This is a genomic window from Euzebya rosea (assembly GCF_003073135.1).
Lineage (GTDB): Bacteria > Actinomycetota > Nitriliruptoria > Euzebyales > Euzebyaceae > Euzebya > Euzebya rosea.
The window spans coordinates 212,369-233,078 of sequence record NZ_PGDQ01000002.1; the positions used below are offsets into that span (position 1 = coordinate 212,369).

The following is a 20,710-nucleotide window of genomic DNA, read 5'->3' on the forward strand; positions in this document are numbered from 1 at the left end:
CGGTGGCGAGAACGCACACTGCATCCCATGAACGTCCCCGACCAGATCGTGTGTGTGGAGTGCCGCGGAACCTGCCATCGGCTGGGTCACGTCCCGCCGGAGGGATGGGAACCGGGTGACTGGGTCGCCTACCGCTGCGGCGACTGCATGGATCGCTTCGACCTGCAGCTGGTCGACGACACCGACGAGGACGACGACGTCCACCACGCGACCGGCCCGTACGGTCGCTGACCGGCGGGTGCGCGCGGACGCCGACCGATGGGCGAGTGCCGGGCCGCCTGACGGCGCGTACGATCCGGCGTTCAGTCCCCACACCGCCAACCCCCAGTTCGAGGCACAACAGTGGTCACCAGCGCGGTCGAGAAGATCGACGACACCAAGGTCAAGCTCTCCATCACCATCGACCCCGACGAGGTGTCGTCGGCGCTGGACCAGGCGGTCACGCGCCTGTCCCAGTCGGTCAAGGTGCCCGGGTTCCGTCCCGGCAAGAAGATCCCCCTGAAGGTCCTCGAAGGACGCCTCGGCAAGGGTGCCGTCCGCGAGGAGGCCATCCGTGAGGCCTTCCCGGGCTTCTATTCCCAGGCCCTCGCCGAGCACGAGATCTCCCCGGTCGGTCCGCCGGAGTTCGACGTGGATGCCTTCGAGCCGGGTGCCGAGGGTGCCTTCACCGCCACCGTCGACGTGCGCCCCGAGTTCGAGGTGCCCGAGTTCGAGGGCATGACGATCCCGCACCCCGAGTGGGAGCTGACCGAGGAGGAGCTGCACGCCAACCTCGACCAGGTCCGCGAGCGCTTCGCCGAGGTCGAGACCGTCGACCGTCCGGCCCAGAAGGGCGACTTCGTCACCGTCACCATCAGCGGCAAGAAGGCCGACGGGACCGAGGTCGAGGAAGCCTCCGCCGAGGACATGCTCTACCAGGTCCCCGAGGAGGACACCGACAGCGAGCTGGACACCCAGCTGGTCGGCGCGTCCGCCGGTGACGTCCTGGAGTTCACCGACGTCCTGGGCCCCGACTACCCCGACGGGCTGGCCGGGCAGGAGATCAGCTTCACCGCCATCGTCAAGGAGGTGAAGGTCAAGACGCTGCCCGAGCTCGACGACGAGTTCGCCCTCACCGCCAGCGAGTTCGACACCATCGAGGAGCTGAAGGACGACCTGCGCACCCAGGCCGGTGCCGAGAAGCGCCAGATGGCCGTCGCCAACCTGCGTGGTGCCGTCATCGAGGCCATCGCCGAGCTGGTCGACATCCCGCTGCCCGAGAGCCTCGTGGAGGAGGAGCAGCGCTTCCGCCTGAACCGCCTCGCCCACCAGGCCCAGCACGCCGGCCTGTCGATGGACCAGTTCCTGTCCATCGCCGGCGGCGACGACCCCCAGGCCCTCATGGACCAGATCCGTGAGGAGTCCGAGAACACCGTCAAGGCGCAGCTCGTCGTCGACGAGATCGGCCAGAAGGTCGGCATCACCGTCGAGCGCGAGGACCTGGGCCAGGAAGTTGCCCGGCAGGCGATGCGCATGGGCCGCGACCCGAACGAGATCGCCGAGATGATGCTGCACCCCGACCGCATCGGGGCGCTGTACGCCGACGCCTACCGTCGCAAGACCATCGACCACGTGCTCGAGCACGTCGAGATCACCGACGCCCCGCCGCCCGAGCCCGAGCCGGAAGACACCGAGCTCGAGGACGGCGAGGTCACCGACACCGAGGCCACCGAGGTCGAGGCCACCGAGGTCGAGGACACCGAGGTCGAGGACTCCGAGGTCGAGGCCGACGAGGAGGAGTGAGCCTCCACCTCGTCCAGCGGACGAGAACTGCCACGACGGCGGCACCCATCGGGTGTCGCCGTCGTCGTGTGTCGGCCCTCCTACTGGACCGACCGCACCAGCAGGGCCCGGCAGGTCACGTCGTCCAGCAGCAGCTCCACGGGCACGTCCATCGGGTCGTCAGCGGGTGAGGTGGCCAGCGCGAGCGGGTCGGTCTCGCCGTCCACCTCGAACTGGGTGTCGGCGGCGATGTCGACCCGCCCCACCAGCGGCCCGTCGTCGGCATTGATGCGGGGATCCATGCAGGCCGGCAGCGACTCGACGTCCTCGGGCAGCGCCACCTCCAGCTCGCCGCGGCGATCCCACACGTGTCGCAGCACGACCTCGTGGGTGGTCGCACCTCGCAGCGACGAGCCACGCCACGTCGACCGCGGCAGGACGGCCAGCTCGACCACGCGTCGTTCGCTGACCCGTGCGGCCAGCGGCCCTCCGATCACCGCCCACGCGCCGCCGGTGTCGGCCGGCGAGATGGCCACGTCGATGGGGACGGGGGCGACGTCGGGGCAGACCGGCGGGATCGTGCCGGGGTCCTGCCGACACCAGGTCGTCGAGCCGTCGCGGTCCACGACCAGCCAGCCGTCGGTGATGTGCCACCCGTCGCGCGGCAGGCGCAGCAGGACCGCCTGGAAGCTGTGGTCCAGCATCCGGTTGGACGCCGGAGGAGGCGTGTCGACCGGGGGGACGAGCGGCTCGGGCTCGACCCGACACGACGACGGGGTCCCGAGCGGTCGGCCCCCGGCGAGCGGTGAGGACGGCGTGCCCCGTTCGGCCTCGACCGCCACCGGCTCGCCGATGCGGATGGGGTCCTCGGCGTCCCCCCGGCCCTCGATCCGGTCGAACTCGCGCCGGGTCAGGTCGTCGTCGGCGGTCGGGTCCTCGAGGGCGACCAGGTCGGCGGGGGCGCGGCCGTCGATGGCGCCGGGGTAGCGCAGGCCAGCCGGGTCGTACAGCGCGCCCAGGTGGGGGTCGACGAACTGGCGTGCCGACGGGCACCAGCCGACGATGCTGCCGATGGGGCCGTCGACGGTGCCGAACGCCTCGACGACGTGCACGGTGTCGTCGGCGAGGTGGCTGGCGAAGACCGGCGTGCCGTCGTCGAGCTGCGCCGCGCGGACGGTGCCGGCCTCGGGCAGCAGGAGCACGTCGGTGGGGGCGTCCACGGCGAACAGCAGCCGTCCGAGCAGGCCGACCCCGACCACCACGGCCAGCAGGACCGGCCAGCGCCGGCCGGCGGGCTCGGCCGGGCCGGCGGGTGGGCCGGTGCGGGGGCGCGTCGGGCGTCGGCCGGGGCGGCGCGTGCCGGGCCGGTCGGTGGCCCCGGCGGGGGGTGTCGTGTCGGTCACGAGCGAGGACGGTATCGTGGCGAACCCAGCGCGCCGGTGTCGGCGTCCCGGTCCGTCCGGCGCAGCCGCACTCGCCCCACATGCCCGACGCAGGAGCAACTCTTGGACATCTCCACCACCCCCGTCGCCAGCAACGGCGAGGTCTCGCGGTACGAGGTCCTCAACTACCTCGTCCCCACCGTGATCGAGACGACCAACCGCGGCGAGCGCGCGTTCGACATCTACTCGCGGCTGCTCAAGGACCGGATCATCTTCCTCGGGACGCCGATCAACGACGAGATCGCCAACCTGATCATGGCCCAGCTGCTCCACCTGGAGGGCGAGGACCCCGAGAAGGACATCAACCTCTACATCAACTCCCCGGGTGGCTCGGTGACCAGCGCCCTGGGCATCTACGACACGATGACCTTCATCAAGCCGAAGGTCTCCACGATCTGCATGGGGCAGGCTGCGTCGGCCGCCGCGATCCTGCTGGCCGCGGGGGAGAAGGGCAAGCGCTTCATCCTCCCGCACGCCCGTGTCCTGATCCACCAGCCGCACGGTGGCGCCGAGGGCCAGTCCACCGACATCGAGATCGCCGCCAAGGAGGTCCAGCGCATCCGGGACCAGCTGGACGCGATCCTGGCCGCCAAGACCGGCCAGCCGGTGGAGAAGATCAACGCCGACACCGACCGTGACTTCATCATGAACGCCGAGGAGGCCGTCGAGTACGGCATCGTCGACCAGGTGATCCAGGCTCGCGCCGCGCAGGGCGAGTCCCCGATGGTGTCCTAGGCCGGGCAACGAACCCCACCGGCTAAGACCGCGGCGGGGCAGGTCGATGAGTGAGAATGGATCGACTGCCCCCGCCGATGTCACCCCCCGGGGTTACGATGGCGATCGGCCTGCACGGGCGGGCCGAGGGCGAAGACCGCAACGCGACTGGGAAGGGCGACGATGGCCAAGTTCGGTGAAGGAGGGGACCTGCTGAAGTGCTCCTTCTGCGGCCACACCCAGAAGCAGGTCAAGAAGCTGATCGCGGGTCCGGGCGTGTACATCTGCGACGAGTGCATCGACCTGTGCAACGAGATCATCGAGGAGGAGTTCGCCGACACCCCCGAGGTGTCCAGCGGTGACCTTCCCAAGCCGCGGGAGATCTTCGACTTCCTCAACGGCTACGTGGTCGGGCAGGACGACGCCAAGCGCACGCTCGCGGTCGCGGTCTACAACCACTACAAGCGGATCCGCGCCGGCGCCAAGGCCGGCGACGTCGAGATCTCCAAGTCCAACATCCTGCTGCTCGGTCCGACCGGCTCCGGCAAGACGTTGCTGGCCCAGACGCTGGCCCGCCTGCTGGACGTGCCGTTCGCGATCGCCGACGCCACGGCCCTGACCGAGGCCGGCTACGTCGGTGAGGACGTCGAGAACATCCTCCTCAAGCTCATCCAGGCCGCCGACTTCGACGTCAAGAAGGCCGAGACGGGGATCATCTACGTCGACGAGGTCGACAAGATCGCCCGCAAGTCCGAGAACCCGTCGATCACCCGGGACGTGTCCGGCGAGGGCGTCCAGCAGGCGTTGCTGAAGATCCTGGAGGGAACGGTGGCCAGCGTGCCGCCGCAGGGTGGTCGCAAGCACCCCCACCAGGAGTTCATCCAGATCGACACCACCAACGTGCTGTTCATCTGCGGTGGGGCCTTCGCCGGCCTCGAGGCGCTGATCGAACGGCGACTCGGCAAGACCGTCGTCGGCTTCGGTGCCGAGATCGGTGCCGCCGAGACCAACGACCCGACGGCGCTGCACAAGGAGGTCCTCCCCGAGGACCTGCTGAAGTTCGGCCTCATCCCCGAGTTCGTCGGTCGCCTCCCCGTCGTCACCACCGTGGACAAGCTGGACCGCGAGGCGCTCATCGAGATCCTCACCCAGCCCAAGAACGCGCTGGTCAAGCAGTACCGCAAGCAGTTCGAGTTCGACGGCGTCGAGCTGGAGTTCACCGACGACGCCCTCGAGGAGATCGCCGACCTGGCGATCCTCCGCGACACCGGTGCGCGCGGTCTGCGGGCCATCCTCGAGGAGGTCCTGCTGAACACCATGTACGAGGTGCCGTCGATGGACGACGTCTCCAAGGTGGTCATCACCGGCGAGGTCGTCCGCGAGAAGGCCAACCCGACGCTGGTGCCCCGGTCCTCCGAACCCGAGGAGCGTCGCCGCTCGGCCTGACCTCCCGGTCGGCCCGAACCCCTCCAGGGGACCCACACAGGACACACGACGAGGCGCCGGCATCTGCCGGCGCCTCGTGCGTTGTGCGTGTTCGGTGGCCTGTGTCCGCCGCAGGAACCGTCCTACGCCTCGCGGACGGCCCGGTGGTCGACCGCGCCGGGCACGTCGTCGGCGTCCTCGACGCGGACCGCCTGCTCCTCGGCGGGCACACCGGGGTCGGGGTGGCCGCTGTCGTCGGTGTGGGGTTCGGCAAGCGGACGTTCGGCGACGAGGTCCTTCTCGTTGTCGATCCCCGTCGGGGTGTCGGCGTCATCGGCCAGCGGGGTGGACGTCGTGGCCTCGATGGGGCCACGCTCGACCGGTTCGTCGGGCCGTTCGCGTGCGAGCTTGCCCTCCAGGGACTCGCCCTCGCGCTGTTCGGCCTCGGTCGTGCCGTGCGCGAAGGCCGCGATGGGCCTCTGCGGCATCTCGGCCGGCACCTTGTCGGCGTCGAGGCGCTCGCCGGGCTGGTCGTCGTGGTCCCGGGCGGTCTGGTCGATGGCGGGGGAGTCGTGGTCGGTCATGGGCATGTCTCTACCCACGACCGGGGCCGCCTCACACGCGCAGGACCCTCTGCAGGAAGGCGACGACGACGTCGTTGAGGGCATCCGGCGCGTCGAGCTGGGGACAGTGCGCCGCCCCGGCGACGGTGTGCAGCTCGGCGTCCGGCATCGCCTCGACCACCAGCGGGGCGATGGCGGCCATGCCGACCTCGTCGTGTTCGCCGAGCACCAGCAGCGTGGGTGCATCGACCTCACCGAGGTGCGGCCATGCCGGCGGCCGCTCGGCGGCATCGCCGACCGGATCGGCGGCCAGCGCACGCCCGTTCATGTCGAGGAACAGCTCGCGTGCCGCACCGGTGACCCGGCCCTCCGGCTGTCGAGCGCCGTCCAGCCAGTACCGCGCCTCGATGCGGTTGAGGGTCACGAGGTCGCCCGACTCGTTCGCCTCGCCGTAGACGGCCTCCAGCGCCGCTTCGGCCGGGTCGGTCACCCAGCGGTCCTCCGGGGCGCCGGAGGGCAGCGCCCCGATCAGCACCAGCGCCCCGACGCGGTGCGGATGGGCGATCGCACAGTCCAGGGCCAACCCACCGCCCATGCTGTTGCCGACCAGGATCGCCGAGGACAGTCCTGCGTCGTCCATGACGGTCAGCAGGTCGTCGATGTCGTCGTGGGGCTCCGCACGGTAGGTCGTGTCCCCGAAGCCACGCCGGTCGTAGGTGATGACCTGCACCCCCGCACGGTCCGCCCAGACCGGCGCGCACGCCTCCCAGATCCGCCGGTCCCCGACGCCCGGGTGCAGGGCCATGACACCCGGTGCCCCGACGTCCCCCCAGCGGCTGACCGCCAGCTGTGCCTCGCCGCTGTCGACCATCCAGCTCATGGTGTCTCCCCTGTTCACGTGTCCTCGGCTCGTGTCGGCATCGTACGCAGAACGGCCCGGACGCGGGCGCGTCCGGGCCGGTTCGAGCGAGGTGGGGACGTGGGCCCCCGGGTCACCGGGTCAGCAGCGGATGTAGCCCGCCCCGTCGCTGTCGCCGAAGCTGTCGCTGGCGGGGTTGGCGTTCCAGGCGTACAGCCGGGCGTCGAAGTGGGCGTTCATGAACGCGCAGGTGTCGCCACCCTTGGCGTCGGGGGCATCCGCGTCGCCCATCAGCCACGCGACCGAGCGGCCGATGACGTCCAGCTCGGGGTCCGGGGTGATCGCACCCCACCCGACGACGGTGTAGGGGGCCACGGGCAGGGTCGGGACGGTCCCGAAGCCGGACGCCGGAGGAGGCGGGCAGGACCGCGCCCTCCTGCAGGGCACGACGGAGGTCCCACACGTCCAGCTGGACCGAGCTTGGTTCGCCGTCGGTCGTCGCGTTCCTGCCGTCGAATCGTTCAGATCTGTACGAGACAGTCGCCTGCGTGCCGGTGTCGCCTATCTCGGGTCGCTGGACAGCAGGGCCCAGCGTTCGTGGTCGCGCCAGGCGCCGTCGAGGTACAGGTAGTCCCGCGAGTAGCCCTCGCGGCGGAACCCCAGCCGCTCGGCCAGGCGGATGGACCGGGTGTTCTCCGGCCGGATGTTGGCCTCGACGCGGTGCAGGCCCACCGTGTCGAAGAGCTCGGCCAGCACCAGGCGCATGCCGGCCTGCATCAGGCCCCGGCCAGCGCAGGCCTCGAAGGCGTAGTACCCCAGGTAGGCGCTGCGGAACACGCCCATCACGATCTCGCTGGCGTTGACCAAGCCGACCAGGCCCTCGTCACAGCGGATGGTGTAGCTGCGGAACCGGTCCTCGGGCCGGTCCAGCAACGCCTTGAAGCCGTCCAGGTCCGTCGGCGGCGAGACCCACGGGCTGTGCAGCCGGGTGCTGGCGGCGACCGCGTCGAGGAACTCCTCGGCGTCGCTGGTGGCCAGCGGGCCGATCGTGACGACGTCGAGGTCCGGGTCCCGGTCGACGAGGTGGATGGCGTCCTCCTCGGCGCTGCGGAACCCCCGCGGCTGCCCGGAGTCGTCGTCGTGGCGGTCCGACCGCCCCCGGATCGACGTCATCGAGTTGGTCGGATCGGCGTCCTCGTCGTCGCCGGAGAGGATGTCGGGGGAGTCGTCGCTGTCGTCGTCCTTGTCGCTGCCTTGCCCGTCGGCGGAGACCTCGGGCTCCTCACGGCGCAGCTTGTGGCTGAGCGACTCGCCCCGGGCCTGCTCGGCCTCGGTGGTTCCGAAGGCCCGGGAGGCGAGCGGCCGGTCGTCGGGGAACTCCTCGGGCAGGAGGTCGGCGTCGAGCGCCTCCCCGTCCTGGTCGGGGTCGTTGACGATGGTCGGCCTGTGTTCGCTCATCACGTCATCCTGTCGGCATCCGTCGGCTCATTGAACACCCATCCGGGCGATGATGTCGGCGAGACGGGGATCGGAACGCACCTCCGCGAACACCGGGTCGGCCTCGAGGCGACGCTGGTCGGTCCACCCACGGTCGGTCGCCATGTACAGCCAGCGGACGGCGCCGTCGACGTCGCGCAGGCCGGCCCGGGCCGCCGCGGCCGTGACCGCGTGCTGCCAGTGGCCCTCGGGATCGGTGTTCCAGCCGCCCTCGGCCGCGGTGAGCGCGGGCGCGTACCGGCCACCGGCAACCAGCGCCGCCGCGATGGTCGACAGCGCTGCCGGACCCAGCCGCTCGTGGTCCTGCTCGGCCAGCCGTTCGAGGTCGTCGAAGCGACGGGTGCGGGCGAGGACCGCCGCGAGGGCCTGCGCGGCGGGCCGCCCGGGACGCAGCTGGTACTCCTGGGACACCATCTCCACGGCCTCGTCCGGGCGGCCCTGGCCGAGCGCCTGCTCGGCCATCGCGAGCGTGCGCTGCAGCTGGGGGCCGATGGTGGTGCCGGCACGGTCGGGGGAGGGGGCGGTGTGGTCGACCGGTGCGGGATCGCGGAGGGCGCCGAGCCGACGGACGTTCTGCAGGCCGAGGAAGAAGGCGATGAGCAGCAGGAAGAACTGACCGTTCGTGGCTGCCCAGTAGCCGCCGACGGCCGCGATCAGGATGGAGACGATCGAGGTGATACGGGCCGCCGCCTTCACCTTCACCAGGTCCAGCAGGGCCTCCAGGGACTGGCCGCCGTCCAGCGGGTACAGCGGGACCAGGTTGAGGATGCCCCAGCCGATGTTGATGAACAGCAGGTCGAGGAACAGCAGCTCGGGCAGCTGGTCGGTGGCCAGCGAGGCGCCGAACGACAGCCGCATGATCTGGCCGAAGGACCGTCCCTCCAGCCGGTCCAGTCCCAGCAGGCCGGCCTGCATCGCCACGTAGGCGATCCCCCCGAGGGCCAGGCCGACACCCGGTCCGGCGAGCGTGGAGATCAGCCGTCGACCCGGCGTGAGCCGTCCCTCCGCCGAGGTCAGCCCGCCCATCGCGTACAGGGTGACCTGTGGTTCGCGGCCGAAGGACCGGAAGGCCACGGCATGGCCGAGCTCGTGCCAGAGGATGCCGGCGAACACCATCGCGACCCACTCCAGCGCCAGCACGATGTCCAGGCCGCCGCTGTAGGCCGCCCGTTGCAGGCCGAAGAGTCCCATGATGATCCAGAAGGACGCGTCGACCCTGACGGGGATGGATCCGATCCGGAAGGTGAGTCCGCGCATGGGGGCCATCCTGCCCGTGGATGCCGGTGGCTGCGGGAAGCCGGTCGATCGGGCGGGCCGGCGAGGTGGTGGCTCGGGCCTACACTGCTGCTCCCATGAACCTTCCGAAGAGCTATGACCCGACGGCGCTGGAGGCCGACCTCTACCAGTGGTGGGAGCGCTCCGGCTTCTTCCACGCCGAGGCCGACGACGACGGTGAGCCGTTCTCCATCGTCATCCCGCCGCCGAACGTCACCGGGTCGCTGCACATCGGGCACGCCCTGGACAACACCCTCCAGGACGTCCTGGTCCGCCGGGCCCGCATGCAGGGCAGGAACGCCGTGTGGCTGCCCGGCACCGACCACGCCGGCATCGCCACCCAGACGGTGGTCGAGCGGCAGCTCGCCGAGCAGGGCCAGACCCGCCACGACCTTGGCCGCGAGGCGTTCCTCGACCGGGTCTGGAAGTGGAAGGAGGAGTCCGGCGGCACGATCCTCAAGCAGCTGCGCCGCCTGGGCTGCTCGTGCGACTGGGAGCGCGAGGCGTTCACGTTCGACGAACCCCGCTCCGAAGCGGTGCGCAAGGTCTTCTGCGACCTGTACGAGCAGGGGCTGATCTACCGGGGCAACCGGCTGATCAACTGGGACCCCAAGGCCAACACGGCGCTGTCGGACATCGAGGTCGACCACGTCGAGATCCAGGGGTCGATGACCCACTTCCGCTACCCGGCGGCCGACGGGGGCGAGGGGGTCGTCGTGGCCACGACCCGGCCCGAGACGATGCTGGGCGACACCGCCGTGGCGGTCCACCCCGACGACGAGCGCTACACCGACCTCATCGGTCGAACCGTCGTGGTGCCGTTCGTGGACCGCGAGATCCCCGTGATCGCCGACGACCACGTCGACCCCGAGTTCGGGACCGGGGCGGTCAAGGTCACCCCCGCCCACGACCCCAACGACTACGAGATCGGCCTGCGTCACGGCCTGGAGATGATCGACGTCATGACCGACGACGCGGCCATCAACGCCAACGGCGGCCCGTACGAGGGGCTCGACCGCTTCGAAGCGCGCACGCGGATCCAGGCCGACCTCGACGCGCTCGGCCTGCTGGTCAAGGTCGAGCCGCACACCCACTCCGTCGGCCACTCCTCGCGCACCAAGGTGCCGATCGAACCGCGGCTGTCCGACCAGTGGTTCGTCGACGTCGGCCCGCTCGCGGAGAAGGCCATCGCCGCCGTCAACGACGGCCGGACCACGTTCGTGCCCGAGCGCATGTCCAAGCAGTTCATCGCGTGGCTCGAGAACCTCCACGACTGGTGCATCTCCCGGCAGCTGTGGTGGGGCCACCGCATCCCCGCCTGGTACGACGCCGAGGGTGGCATCCACGTCCTGCGTGAGGACCCCACCGACAGCCAGATCGCCGAGCTGGGGCTGACCCACCAGGACGAGGACGTGCTCGACACGTGGTTCTCCTCCCAGCTGTGGCCGATGACCACCCTGGGCTGGCCCGAGGCGACCCCCGAGTACGAGAAGTGGTTCCCGACCTCGGTCCTGGTCACGGGCTACGACATCAACACCTTCTGGGTCAGCCGGATGCTGATGATCGCCATGCACCTGCTGGACGAGGCGCCTTTCCACACCGTCCTCAACCACGGCCTGGTCCGTGACGAGCACGGCAAGAAGATGTCGAAGTCCTTCGGCAACGTCATCGATCCGCTGGACCTCATCGAGAGCTACGGGGCCGACGCGCTGCGCTTCGCCCTGCTGCGGCAGGCCCCTCCGGGGCAGGACGTGCCGCTGGCCGAGGACTGGGTCGAGGGCGGCAAGCGGTTCGCCAACAAGCTGTGGAACGTCGCCCGCCTGGTCATGGACCGCGCAGGGGACACCACCGTCGGCACACCCCTGCCCCCGGTCGCCGAGCTGCCGCTGGAGGACCAGTGGATCCTGTCTCGGCTGGAGGCCACCCGTCTGGAGGTCGACGCCGCGTACGACGCCTACGACGTCTCCCCGGCCGCCCGCGGCCTGTACCACTTCATCTGGGACGAGTTCGCCGACTGGTACCTCGAGCTCGCCAAGCTGCGTGACGACGAGGCCAGCAAGGTCGTGCTCGTCACCGTGCTCGACGGGGTGCTCAGGATGCTGCACCCGGTCATGCCCTTCGTCACCGAGGCGATCTGGCGTGCGCTGACCGGCGCCGACGACGAGACCTCGTTGATGCGGTCGTCCTGGCCCGCGCAGCTGACCCCGCGCGACGAAGCGGCCGAGACCAGCTTCGGTGCGGTCCAGGAGGTCGTCACCGCCCTCCGGCAGGTCCGCGCCGAGTACGGCCTGCCGCCGAAGACCCACATCACCGTGTCGGCCGTGTGCGGCGGCGACGTCCAGCAGGTCCTCGCCGCCGGACAGGACGGCATCTGCCGGCTGGCCGGGGTGGACGACTGGACCTTCGTCGACACCGCCCCCACCGGCTTGGTCGGCAAGGTGCTGGCCGCCGGCGCCGAGCTGTACGTGCCGCTGGAGGGCATCGTCGACGCCGGCGAGGAGCTCGACCGCCTGAAGCGCGAGCTGGCCGACGCCGAGAACGAGAAGCGTCGGGCCGAGGGCAAGCTCGGCAACGAGTCCTTCGTCTCCAAGGCCCCCGACCACGTCGTGGCCGCCGAACGCGAGAAGGTGGCCCACTGGGCCGACGCGATCGAGAAGCTGCGCGCGCAGATCGCCGAGCTGGACCAGCACGCCGGTGGCTGACGGTCCGGTCCGCGAGGCCGACCCGGGCACGGTTCCCCAGCCCCGGGCGGTCGCTGCCCATGTCGAGGCGCTCGACATGGCCGGCCTGGCGTTCGCCGCCAAGCGGCTGCTCGGCAAGGACCCGGCGCCCGTGTCTGGACAGTTCACGATGTGGGCGCGCAGCGGCAAGCCCAGCCTGCCGCGGCTGACCGACCCGTTGTGGGAAGCGCTCGCGCCGCTGCACATCGGCCGGCCCTCCAGCCCCGCCGCGGCCCTGTGCGACCAGGTCCTGACCGGCATGGAGCGGGACGGCACCGTCGGCCTGCGCGCCGCCGGTGACCTTGCGTCCGCCGGCAAGGACGCCTTCCGGGCCGCGCCGCTGGACCATGCCGACGGGGATCGGCGGGACGCCATCCGCCGCCAGCAGGCCCTCGTCGACGCCGTCAAGGCGTACTGGCGTGCGATCGCCGGTGTCTACACCCAAGCGCGCACCAGCATCGTGGCCGGCGACCACGACGGGGCCGTGGAGGTCCTGCGCACCGGTGGCGAGCAGCTTCGTCCGACCGTGGACCGCATCGCCGGGCTCGCACGGGAGGTCGTCGCCGCGGGCGAGAAGGCCGAGGCGCCGGTCCGGACCGCCGACCGGGTCGAGGAACCCTCGCCCACCGCGGAGGAGCAGGTGGCGCTGCAGGCCGCTGCACAGGCCGCCGCCCGGGAGGCCGCGCTGGCCGCACAGGCGACCCCGCAGGTCGTCGACTCGGTGCAGACCCGTCCCGGCATGTCGCCGACCGGACCGCTGTCGCTGACCGACGAGCAGGCCGAGGCGTTCGCCCGCAAGCAGCCGATCGCCATCGAGGAGGAGCTGGAGGCCGAACGTGCCCCCGTGGAGGTCCTGTCGACCAAGCCGGTCCGCAACCACCCGTTCCTGCCGATCGTGTTCCTGCTGATCGTCAGCGGCGTCGCGCTGTTCGTCCTGTACTCCATCATCAACGACCCGACCAACCCGCTGGGCGGCTGACCATGACATCCGACGACGGGCTCCTCGGCTACGACGAGGCCCTCAGGGTCCTGCAGGCGCGAGGACCCGGGCGGATGGTGCCCGACCTCGACCGCATCACCGACCTGATGGCGCTGCTGGGTGATCCGCAGGACACCTTCGACACCGTGCACGTGACCGGGACCAACGGCAAGACGTCGACCGCGGCGATGATCACCTCGCTGCTGACGACCGCCGGGCTGATCACCGGGTCGTACTCCAGCCCGCACCTGCAGGACCTGCGCGAGCGGATCCGCATCGCCGGGGAGCCGATCGGGCGGGACGACCTCGCCCGCCACGTCAGCTACCTCCAGCCGTTCCTCGCAGCCGTCGACGAGCGGCACCCCGACACCGTCACCTTCTTCGAGGCGCTGACGGCGCTGGCGCTGCTGCACTTCGCCGACGTGCCCGCCAACGTCGGCGTGCTCGAGGTCGGCATGGGCGGGACGTGGGACGCCACCAACGTCGTCAACGCCGCCGTGGCGGTCCTGACCCGTGTGGCCGTGGACCATCGCGAGCTCGGCGACACCCCGGCGGCGATCGCGGTGGAGAAGGCCGGGATCATCAAGCCCGGTGCCTTCGTCGTCGTGGCCGAGCAGGACACCGAGGTGCTGGACGTCATCACCCGCCGCGCCGAGGAGGTCGAGGCCACGATGAAGGTGGCGGGGACCGACTTCGAGCTGCTGGGACGCACCCCTGCGGTCGGTGGCCAGCAGGTCGACCTCCAGGGGGTCAACGGGACCTACAACGAGGTGCTGCTGCCGTTGTTCGGCCGGCACCAGGGGCGCAACGCCGCCCTGGCCCTGGCCGCGTTCGAGGCGTTCCACCGCTTCGAGGTCGAGGTCGAGGACGAGCTGGTCCGCGAGGCCTTCGCGGCCGTCCGTTCGCCGGGTCGGCTGGAGCCGGTCCCGCGGGCCGAGCAGGCGTTGATCGTCCTCGACGGGGCGCACAACCCGGCGGGAATCGCCAGCCTGGCCGAGGCCCTGACCACCGAGTTCGCCTTCGAGCGCCGCGTCGTCGTGCTCGGCGTGCTCGACGACAAGGACGTCGAGGCGATGGTCGCCGCCCTCGTGGGTGTGGCCGACCACGTCGTCGCCGTGCCGCCGGACAACCCCCGGGCCGCCGATCCCGAGCGCATCGCCCGGGCCTGCGCAACCCATGCGTTGTCGGTCGAGGTGGCCGCCGACGTCGAGGAGGCCATCGACCTGGCCTCCGGCGTCACCCGCCCCGCCGACGGGATCGTCGTGACCGGGTCCCTGTACCTGGTCGGCGAGGCCCGCGAGGCGCTCGGCCTGGACCCCGCCTGATCCTGTCGGGTTCGGCCCGCCGGGAAGTTTCCTTGCATGGTCGGAGACCGGAGGACTAGGTTTCCGTGATCGGCCGTGGAATGGCCGATCTGACCGATGTCGACGAGGGGCGCCGTGACGGGCGGGGCCCGACATCGGATGAGGGGAGTCAGCGATGACGGAGCGTTCGACCCTGCCCGGGGTGTCCCTGCGAGGGCTGGCGATGCTGTGGGCGATGGTCCTGGTGTGGACGGTGGTGCTGGTCGTGCCGGCCGGCGCCGACACGACGGTGGTCGTCACCGCCGACGACGTCGGGGACACGTGGTTCGCGGCCGACACCCGGCCGGGTGGGACGGCGACGTTCCGCAACGGTCCGGCGACACCGCCGGGGGGCACCGGCAGCGTCGAGCTGTCGACCACGGTCGACCCCGACAAGGTGCAGCTGCTGACCGCCACCTACGACGGCGTGGCGCTGGCCGACATCGACGGCATCGGCTACGCCACCTACCGGGACGCGTCCTCCACCGGGTTCGTGGCGGGGGTCGCGGCGCTCAACCTGCGCGTGGACCTCGACGGCGGTGGAACCAGCGACGTGTACATGGTCTTCGAGCCCTATCAGGATCAGGGCAACGCGGCCGTCCAGACCGGGGTGTGGCAGACGTGGAACGCCTTCCGTGGCGGGGCCGCGGAGTGGTGGATCAACACCAACGCAGGTGGCTGTGGTCAGGCCACGCCCTGCACGTGGGACACCATCCTGACCCTGTTCCCCGACGCCACCATCCGCGAAGCCGCGACGTGTGGCCCCGGCGGCGTGACGTCGCCCTGCCCCGGGTCCCTCGGGATCAACCAGGGGTCGTTCAACCCAGGCATCATCAGCAGCGTGGACATGCTGACGGTCAGCGTCGAGGGGACCGCCACGACCTACGACTTCGAGCTGGTCCGTGACGACGACGGCGACGGCATCCCCGACACCGCGCCACCGACCAGCAAGGACGACTGCAAGAAGGGCGGCTGGGCCGGGTTCAACAACCCGACCTTCCGCAACCAGGGCCAGTGCGTCAGCTGGGTCAACCACAACACCTGAGGGCGACACGGCCGTGGCCGGCCTAGGTTTCCGGACCCGCCGCCAGGGCGCTCGCCTCGGCGAAGCGGTCGGCGTCGATCTGGCCGCTGGAGCGCGCGACGACCGTGCCGTCGGCGTCGGTGAAGACCCACATCGGCGTGCCGGACAGGCCCCATGCCTCGGCGGCCGTGCCGTCGCTGTCGACGAGCACCTCACCGGGGAAGGCCTCGGCCTCCAGCCACTCGTCCGGCGGCCAGTTGGGGCGGGCCGGGTCGTGCAGGGTGGAGACGGCGACGAGCTCGACCCCGTCGGCCAGCTGCCCGTCAGCGACCCAGTCGGCGATCAGCGGCATCTCCTCCTGGCAGTGGGGGCACCAGTGGGCGACGAAGACGACCGCCTGCGCCGTGCCCTCGCCGCCGATCGTGACCGCCCCGCCGTCGGGGTCCTGCCCCGCCACCACGGGTGCCGTCATGCCGATCGCCGTGTCCCCACCGGCCTGCGGGACGGTCGGCAGGGCCGTGCCCTCGGCGATGGCGGCGTCCACGCCGAGCGATGCGTCGGATCCCTGGACGAGCAGGAACCCGACACCGACGACGACCGCCAGCGCCACCACGGCGCCGATGGCGGTGACCATCCGGCTGCGGACGCCGGCCCGCTTCTCCGCGGCCCGTGCCTCGGCCAGTCGGTCGGCCCGACGGGCCTTCTGGCGTTCGCGCTTGCTGGACGTGGTGCTCACAGGGCCTGCTCCTCGAGTGGGTGGACGGGGGTCGGGGTGGTCGTGGTCTCGCCGGATGTCGTCGCGCCGACGTCGCTGCGGCGCTGGCCCCAGAGCGCCACGCCGAGCACCAGCACGACGAGGAACGCGGTGCCGGCCATGACCGGGATCGTGATGAACCCGAGCCGCTCGACCCAGATGGCCGAACACGGGTTGGTGGGGTCGCAGGTGACCCCGGCTGCGGGAGCGCGCTGCACGATCACGTGCCAGACGCTGGTCAGCAGCCCGAGGGCGGCCAGGGGGACGGCGTAGGTGAAGACGTCGTCGCGTCGGCGCAGCACGGCGGTCGTGGTGATCACGGCCAGGGAGTACATGAAGATGCGCTGGACCCAGCACAGCTCGCAGGGCACGTAGCCGGCCACCTCCGACAGGTAGAGGCTGCCGAGCGTGGCCGTGCCGGTGACGGACGCCGCGATCCCGACGGCAACCCCGGGGCGGGCGACGGCCGCCTTGCCCCTGTCGGTCAGGGCAACGACGAGCACACCCACCCAGCAGAGCAGGGTGAGCAGCGTGAACAACCAGGTGGCGGCGACGGTCATGGGACGGGTCTCATCGGAGGGGTCGGTCGAACGGGGGCATCGGTTCCACCATGGCCCTGTCCACCCGGCCGGGCCGGGTCCTTGGTCCCGTCATCGTCGGACTGTGGTCCCACCGTGACCCCCGACACCCCCCGAAGGGGGAGGGGTGGCCGGTCGGCCGCGCCGCAACGGCGTCGCAGCCGATACCCTGCGCGGCAATGGCTACTGAATCCACTCTGATCCTGATCAAGCCCGACGGTGTCCGTCGGGGCCTCATCGGCGAGGTCGTTCGCCGCATCGAGCGCAAGGGGCTGACCATCGACAAGATGGAGCTGCGCACCCTCGAGCGCGAGACCGCCGAGGAGCACTACGGCGAGCACCGCGAGCGTCCGTTCTTCGGCGAGCTCGTCGACTTCATCACCGGCGGTCCGCTGGTCGCGCTCGTCGTCACCGGCGAGTCCGCCATCGCCGCGATGCGCCAGCTGGCCGGCGCGACCAACCCGCTGGAGTCCGCTCCCGGGTCGATCCGCGGCGAGTTCGCCACCGAGATCGGCGAGAACATCATCCACGGCTCGGACTCCCCCGAGTCCGCCGAGCGCGAGATCAAGATCTTCTTCCCGTAGGGAACGACAGGATCACCGCACGGGGCGTCCTCGGGGCGCCCCGTTCGTCGTCTCCGGGGGTGTCGCGCCCGGGGCACGGCCTCGCCGGAGGGTCGCAGGACCCGCTGCGCCGATTAGGCTGCCGGACGATGACCGATCTCCCCGCCCCCGGCCGTTCCACCCGCTCGGTGCACCTGACCGAGCACGTCGACCCCGCCACCGGCAGCATCATCGCGCCGGTGCACACCAACTCGGCGTTCGCCTACGCCGACGTGCCCTCCTGGCGCGCGGCGGCGCTCGGCGAGACCCCGGGGCACATCTACGCCCGCAACTCCAACCCGACCACCGACCGGTTCGAAGCCAAGATGGCGGCGCTGGAGGGCACCGCTGCCGCGACCAGCTTCGGCACGGGCATGGCGGCCATCTCCACCACCCTGATGGCGTTGCTCGAACCGGGTCGACGGGCCGTGACGGTCACCGACACCTACGGCGGCACCCACCTGATGTTCAGCCAGATCCTGCCGCGATGGGGCGTGGACTGCGTGGTGGTCGACACCGACGACCACGACGCGCTGGAGGCCGCGATCGCCGAGGGCTGCGACCTGCTGTACCTGGAGACGCCCACGAACCCGACGCTCAAGGTGCTCGACATCGCCCGCCTGTCCGCCGCCGCGCGGGCCGTCGGTGCCGTCACCGTCGTCGACAACACCTTCGCCACCCCCATCAACACCCGACCGGTCGAGCACGGCGCCGACATCGTCCTGCACTCGGCCTCCAAGTTCCTCGGCGGCCACGGTGACGTCCTCGGCGGGGTCGTGTGCGGCAACGACGAGCTGGTCCACCGGGTCTACGCCCTCCGCGAGATCATCGGCACCGGCATGGACCCGCACGTCGCCGCCATGTTCCTCCGGTCGCTGAAGACCCTCGGCCTGCGGGTCGAGCGGCACAACGCGACCGCCCAGGCCGTCGCCGAACACCTCGCCGCCCACCCGAAGGTGGAGCGGGTGGCCTACCCGGGCCTGCTCGACCACCCCGGCCACGACGTCGCCGCCGACCAGATGGAGGGCTTCGGCGGCGTGCTGAGCTTCTCCCTCGTCGGGGGGATGCCTGCGGTCGAGACGGTCTGCGCCGAGCTGGAGTACGCCTACCTCGCCGCCAACCTCGGGCAGGTCGAGACCATCGCCGGACCGCCCGCGACGACCAGCCACGTCGAGCTGACCGACAGCGAACGGGCCGAGGCAGGCATTCCTGAGGGGCTCATCCGCTACTCCGTCGGGATCGAGGATGCGGCGGACCTGATCGCCGACCTCGACCGCGCCCTGTCGGCCCTCTGAACCCGCCGATGGACTCCGGCGTCGAGGGGTTGCTGCGCGGCGAGGCGATCGCGCGGACCGCTGCGGAGCTGATCGCCCTCCCCTCCCTCGGTGGGGAGGAGTCGGGGGTCCTTGCTGTCGTGGCCCGCTGGCTGGCCGACCACGGCGTCGTCGTGGAGCAGCGCGACCTGCCCGGCCGGGCCGTCGCCATCCACCCCTTCCATTCCGCCGAGGTCGAGCGCGAGCGGATCCCCGTCCTCGTGGCACGGGTCGGCCCGCCCGAGGGGGCCCGCCGCCTGCTGCTCAACGCCCATGTCGACGTCGTCCCCGCCGCCGACCAGGACGGCTGGACCACCGACCCGTTCGGCCCGGTCACCCGTGACGGGCTGCTGTACGGCCGTGGCGCAGCCGACACCAAGGGTGGGCTCGCCGCCGCGATGCACGTCCTGGCGGCCCTCGCCGCCGACCCCTCGTCGCTCGGGGGCGAGGTGTTCCTGACCCCCGTGGTGGGGGAGGAGGACGGCGGCGCCGGCACCCTCGCCACCCTGATCGCCGGTGTGCGGGCCGACGGGGCGATCGTGGTCGAACCGACCGACCTCGCGGTCGCCCCGGCCAGCGCCGGCGCGCTGTGCTTCGCCGTGACCGTCGCGGGACGCACCGCCCACGGCAGCGTCCGCCACACCGGCGTGTCGGCCATCGAGAAGGCCTGGCTGGTCCACCGCCGGATCCTCGACCTGGAAGCGGAGCGGGCCCGACGGCTGCACCACCCCCTGTACGCCTCCGACGTGCCGTTCCCGATCTGCATGGGACGCATCGAGGGTGGGGACTACCGCTGCGACGAGGCGGCATGGGTGCGGATCGAGGGTCGCTTCGGCACCGCGCCGGGCGAGCCGGTCGCCCGTGCTCGCGCCGAGCTGGAGCAGGCCGTCGCCGAGGTCGCCGCCACCGACCCGTGGCTGGCCGACCACGTCCCGGAGGTCGAGTGGATCGGCGCGCAGTGGGTCGGCGGCGACACCCCGGCCGACGCCGCCATCGTCCGTGCGGTGCGAGCCGCGGCTCCCTCGGCTCGCGTCGTCGGGATGCCCTACGGCTGCGACCTCGGGTTGCTGCGGCAGGTCGCCGACATCGAGGGCGTCGTCTGGGGTCCGGGCAGCGCCGACGTGGCCCATGCGCCCGACGAGCACGTCGCCGTGGCCGACCTCGAACGGTTCGCACGGATGCTGCTGGAGGTCGCCCGGAGCTTCACGGCGCCCGACTGAGGCCCTCGACTGACGGCCCTCGACTGACGACCCTCGCGCCGTCCCCGATGGATCGGCGACGTCTCAGTCGCCCTTGGGAGGGGAGTCCCAGTCGTGCACGTCGTCACCGGCTTCGCGCGACAGGATGTCCAGCGCCGCCGATGCGCCCGCACCGGCGGAGATGATCGCCTGGCTGCGATTGGGCTTTGCCAAGCGCCCCACGACGTAGACGCGGTCCACGACGGTGCGGCCGTCCCGGTCGGTGTCGACCCCGTTCGGGCCGCTCTCGATCCCGAGGGACTCCGCCAGGGACGTGGCCGTCTTCCCGCCGGCGATGATGAGGTAGTCCGCCGACGCGTCGGTGTGGGTGCCCTCGGTGGACACCGCGAACCGGTCGCCCTCGACACGAACGGCGGTCACGACCTCCTCCACCAGCGTGGCGCCCCTGTCGACGGCCTGCTGGCGGGCCACCTCCTGGAACGCGCTGCCGCCGATGTCGGGCACCCCCAGGTAGTTGTGCAGGTGGGCCCAGTGCATCGCCGTCTCGTCACCGCCGTACACCGTGACGTGGTGGTCGTTCTTGGCCAGGAACAGGGCAGCGGACAGGCCAGCGGGGCCGTCGCCGATCACGATCGTCGAAGTCATGTGTCCGATCATGCCCC

General features: G+C 71.4%; 20 protein-coding genes. 11 read left to right on the top strand and 9 right to left on the bottom strand.

Features of this window, described 5'->3' with window-relative positions:
* Positions 1–27: 27 nt before the first annotated feature.
* Together CUC05_RS02635 and tig are read left to right on the top strand one after the other, a co-directional pair.
* Positions 28–231 carry a hypothetical protein gene (locus CUC05_RS02635; protein ID WP_108664527.1) on the top strand — a complete coding sequence of 68 codons (204 nt, stop codon included), beginning with the start codon at positions 28–30 and terminating at the stop codon, positions 229–231.
* Positions 232–342: 111 nt separating this feature from the next.
* Entirely contained in the window at positions 343–1,782 is a 1,440-nt protein-coding gene (tig, locus tag CUC05_RS02640; protein WP_108664528.1) for a trigger factor, read from the top strand.
* Positions 1,783–1,862: 80 nt separating this feature from the next.
* Here the strand turns inward: tig and CUC05_RS02645 are convergent, their stop codons facing one another.
* Positions 1,863–3,164: a hypothetical protein gene (locus CUC05_RS02645; protein ID WP_108664529.1), complete on the bottom strand. Its 1,302-nt coding sequence runs from the start codon at positions 3,162–3,164 to the stop codon at positions 1,863–1,865.
* Between the two features lie 108 nt (positions 3,165–3,272).
* Between CUC05_RS02645 and clpP the strand changes: the two genes are divergently transcribed.
* Both clpP and clpX read left to right on the top strand, forming a co-directional pair.
* Positions 3,273–3,938, top strand: coding sequence for an ATP-dependent Clp endopeptidase proteolytic subunit ClpP (gene clpP / locus CUC05_RS02650; RefSeq protein ID WP_108664612.1), 666 nt, complete (start codon positions 3,273–3,275; stop codon positions 3,936–3,938).
* A 162-nt stretch (positions 3,939–4,100) separates the two neighbouring features.
* Positions 4,101–5,363 (top strand): ATP-dependent Clp protease ATP-binding subunit ClpX, encoded by a 1,263-nt coding sequence (gene clpX, locus CUC05_RS02655; RefSeq protein WP_108664530.1) that lies wholly within the window; start codon positions 4,101–4,103, stop codon positions 5,361–5,363.
* Between the two features lie 122 nt (positions 5,364–5,485).
* On the opposite strand, the gene CUC05_RS02660 is transcribed toward clpX, so the two are convergent.
* From CUC05_RS02660 to CUC05_RS02680, 5 genes are all read right to left on the bottom strand, one after another.
* Entirely contained in the window at positions 5,486–5,926 is a 441-nt protein-coding gene (locus CUC05_RS02660) for a hypothetical protein (protein ID WP_157965137.1), read from the bottom strand.
* 31 nt (positions 5,927–5,957) lie between these two features.
* Positions 5,958–6,785 carry an alpha/beta fold hydrolase gene (locus CUC05_RS02665; protein ID WP_108664532.1) on the bottom strand — a complete coding sequence of 276 codons (828 nt, stop codon included), beginning with the start codon at positions 6,783–6,785 and terminating at the stop codon, positions 5,958–5,960.
* A 120-nt stretch (positions 6,786–6,905) separates the two neighbouring features.
* Entirely contained in the window at positions 6,906–7,139 is a 234-nt protein-coding gene (locus CUC05_RS02670; RefSeq protein ID WP_108664533.1) for a hypothetical protein, read from the bottom strand.
* 186 nt (positions 7,140–7,325) lie between these two features.
* Positions 7,326–8,222 (bottom strand): GNAT family N-acetyltransferase, encoded by an 897-nt coding sequence (locus tag CUC05_RS02675; protein WP_205712098.1) that lies wholly within the window; start codon positions 8,220–8,222, stop codon positions 7,326–7,328.
* Positions 8,223–8,249: 27 nt separating this feature from the next.
* The gene (locus tag CUC05_RS02680; protein ID WP_157965138.1) at positions 8,250–9,518 is read right to left on the bottom strand and encodes a site-2 protease family protein; all 1,269 of its coding nucleotides are present in this window, start codon (positions 9,516–9,518) and stop codon (positions 8,250–8,252) included.
* Positions 9,519–9,613: 95 nt separating this feature from the next.
* Between CUC05_RS02680 and CUC05_RS02685 the strand changes: the two genes are divergently transcribed.
* From CUC05_RS02685 to CUC05_RS02700, 4 genes are all read left to right on the top strand, one after another.
* Positions 9,614–12,238: a valine--tRNA ligase gene (locus CUC05_RS02685; RefSeq protein WP_108664535.1), complete on the top strand. Its 2,625-nt coding sequence runs from the start codon at positions 9,614–9,616 to the stop codon at positions 12,236–12,238.
* A complete protein-coding gene (locus CUC05_RS02690) occupies positions 12,231–13,235 on the top strand; it encodes a hypothetical protein (RefSeq protein WP_108664536.1) in 1,005 nt (334 codons plus the stop codon). Before CUC05_RS02685 ends, CUC05_RS02690 begins: the two co-directional genes overlap by 8 nt.
* A gap of 2 nt (positions 13,236–13,237) precedes the next feature.
* Entirely contained in the window at positions 13,238–14,560 is a 1,323-nt protein-coding gene (locus CUC05_RS02695) for a bifunctional folylpolyglutamate synthase/dihydrofolate synthase (RefSeq protein ID WP_108664537.1), read from the top strand.
* A 154-nt stretch (positions 14,561–14,714) separates the two neighbouring features.
* Complete coding sequence (locus tag CUC05_RS02700; protein ID WP_108664538.1) at positions 14,715–15,623, top strand: hypothetical protein; 909 nt, start codon at positions 14,715–14,717, stop codon at positions 15,621–15,623.
* Between the two features lie 22 nt (positions 15,624–15,645).
* Here CUC05_RS02700 and CUC05_RS02705 read toward each other — a convergent pair whose 3' ends face one another.
* Together CUC05_RS02705 and CUC05_RS02710 are read right to left on the bottom strand one after the other, a co-directional pair.
* Positions 15,646–16,338, bottom strand: a complete 693-nt coding sequence (locus tag CUC05_RS02705; protein WP_108664539.1) for a TlpA family protein disulfide reductase — start codon at positions 16,336–16,338, stop codon at positions 15,646–15,648.
* Positions 16,335–16,916: a disulfide bond formation protein B gene (locus CUC05_RS02710; RefSeq protein WP_108664540.1), complete on the bottom strand. Its 582-nt coding sequence runs from the start codon at positions 16,914–16,916 to the stop codon at positions 16,335–16,337. Before CUC05_RS02710 ends, CUC05_RS02705 begins: the two co-directional genes overlap by 4 nt.
* 197 nt (positions 16,917–17,113) lie before the next feature.
* Here CUC05_RS02710 and ndk point away from each other — a divergent pair, with 197 nt between their 5' ends.
* The 3 genes from ndk to CUC05_RS02725 all read left to right on the top strand — a co-directional run bounded on the left by ndk (position 17,114) and on the right by CUC05_RS02725 (position 20,069).
* Positions 17,114–17,518, top strand: a complete 405-nt coding sequence (ndk, locus tag CUC05_RS02715) for a nucleoside-diphosphate kinase (protein WP_108664541.1) — start codon at positions 17,114–17,116, stop codon at positions 17,516–17,518.
* 128 nt (positions 17,519–17,646) lie between these two features.
* Positions 17,647–18,831 carry an aminotransferase class I/II-fold pyridoxal phosphate-dependent enzyme gene (locus CUC05_RS02720; protein ID WP_108664542.1) on the top strand — a complete coding sequence of 395 codons (1,185 nt, stop codon included), beginning with the start codon at positions 17,647–17,649 and terminating at the stop codon, positions 18,829–18,831.
* Positions 18,832–18,839: 8 nt separating this feature from the next.
* On the top strand, positions 18,840–20,069 hold the full coding sequence (locus CUC05_RS02725) for a M20/M25/M40 family metallo-hydrolase (protein ID WP_108664543.1): 1,230 nt from the start codon (positions 18,840–18,842) through the stop codon (positions 20,067–20,069).
* A gap of 63 nt (positions 20,070–20,132) precedes the next feature.
* Here the strand turns inward: CUC05_RS02725 and CUC05_RS02730 are convergent, their stop codons facing one another.
* Positions 20,133–20,693: an FAD-dependent oxidoreductase gene (locus tag CUC05_RS02730; protein ID WP_157965139.1), complete on the bottom strand. Its 561-nt coding sequence runs from the start codon at positions 20,691–20,693 to the stop codon at positions 20,133–20,135.
* Positions 20,694–20,710: the final 17 nt, after the last annotated feature.